This is a genomic window from Arachnia propionica (assembly GCF_003932785.1).
Lineage (GTDB): Bacteria > Actinomycetota > Actinomycetes > Propionibacteriales > Propionibacteriaceae > Arachnia > Arachnia propionica_B.
On sequence record NZ_RQYT01000093.1, the window covers coordinates 1 to 1,864 of the forward strand.

Here is a 1,864-nt window from a genome sequence, read left to right on the forward strand (position 1 = left end):
CGGGGTGCTCCTCGCCGCAGCGGCCGCCGTCGCCACCCTGCTGCGGCGACGTTTCCCGATCCCGTGCTTCGTCGTCGCCCTGACCGCCACCTGAGTTGCACAAGTTTAGTGCCCCAGTGCGTGGAGGAGTTGGCTGATGTCGTCGGTGATGGTGGGTTCGGCTTCGAGGTGTTGGTCTCCGATTTGGATGGTGACGTGGCGTAGGGGACGGAGGGTGTGGATGATCTTTTTGATGCTGGTTCCGGCGCGTTCTTGGAGGTCGCGGGCGATGGCCAGGGCGGCGAACACTATGGTGAGGTGTGCTTCTATCGCGTCGCGTTTGCGGTGGAAGATGGGGCGTGCGGCAAGGTCGGTTTTCGACATACGGAAGGATTGCTCGACGTGCCACAGATCGTGGTAGCAGCCGATCACTTCATCAGCGGGCATGGTCGTGGGGGGTATGTTCGTGACGTAGCCTTTCAACCCGATCAGGTTCTGTGCCTGCTGGAAGGCGACTTCGTCGAAGGTGAATCCCTGTGCAGGCCCGGTTTTGAGGAAGCGTGTCTTCTTCGGCGCTTTGGTGCCGTCGATGATCTCGACTGCCCGGTTGTGTTGCTGGATGAGGGTGTGATTGTCACGGACGGCACGTTTCGTCGAGTAGGCCCAGATCGCCCGCCAACACCCTGGGTGGGTCTGCGGGTCCCAGCCTTGCACTTGAGGCGGCAGTGGACCCTCACGGCGGCTTGCGCGACGAGTGGTGATGGTGTCGATGATCTGCCCATCGGTGAACGCGTTCCCGTGGTAGTGGAAGTGCGCGGCCAGGTCGTGGGGAGCTTTCGTGACCCGGGAACCAACGATGAAACGCAGACCGGCCTCATCCAGGGCAGCGAGGTTGGTCTCGGAGAGCATCCCGGCATCAGCAACGACAACCATGTCAGCGATCTGATGTGTTTCTTGGAACCGTTTGATCACCGGCAACAAGGTGAGAGTCTCGGCCTTGTTCCCCTCGAAACATGCGATCTCCAACGGGAAACCACTCCGGTCGACGAGCAGTCCGACAATGATCTGCGGATCAACCCGCCGTTCCTTGGAATAACCCACCCGACGAAGCGCGTCTTCCTTCTCGGCCTCGAAGTACAACGTGGTCACGTCGTAGAGCAACAACGACACATCCCCACCCCGACCAGCCCACACATGCTCAAAACAGGCCTTGTGAAGCAGCTGGCGGTAGTCACTGGCAGCGCAACGTTTGAGAGCATTGGTGAACGTGTTGCGGTGGACCGGGGCGAGGCCGAGCTCCTCGATCACGCGCAGACTGTCACGTTTCGACGTCGGCTCCACCAAGCGCGCCAGGACAAGGTGGAAGAACGCCTCATCCTGGATCCGGGCGAAACCCAGCCGCTCCCACGACCCACGAATCACCTCCACCAGCAGCCGCGAGACCTGCCCGGTCACGACCGCCCCCGCCCCAGACGGGCGACCCCCACAGTGATCGTCGAAGTCCAACATGGGCTGCCCCGCAGCCAGCTTCTCCCGCCCGACAAGCATCAACGCCGCCACCTCAGCCTCCGAGTGAGCCGACCCAAGATGCTCCAGAATCCGCCGGACCCCATGCTTCTTCTCCACGATCTGCACCGCCACCGCCCCCGAAGCAGTCTTCACCCTACGCAGAAACGGACTCACACCCCGATCCTAACCAGGTCATTAGTGCCCCACCACCCCACCCGAAACCCCACTGACAAGGCATAACGCAACCACAAACAGTGAAATCACGACTCACTTGTGCAACTCAGGTCCGAGGGTGCCTTGAGGTCGAAGAATGGGAGAAACCCCGTTTTGGGGTGTGGGACAGACTGGGGCCCGGGAGGAGACATGTTCCGAAGAC

1 protein-coding gene is annotated in these 1,864 nt (G+C 61.5%); it reads right to left on the reverse strand.

Annotation, left to right across the window (positions count from 1 at the left end):
• Positions 1-105 precede the first annotated feature (105 nt).
• Positions 106-1,662 carry an IS1634 family transposase gene (locus tag EII35_RS15340; RefSeq protein WP_125229322.1) on the reverse strand — a complete coding sequence of 519 codons (1,557 nt, stop codon included), beginning with the start codon at positions 1,660-1,662 and terminating at the stop codon, positions 106-108.
• Between the last annotated feature and the right edge of the window lie 202 nt (positions 1,663-1,864).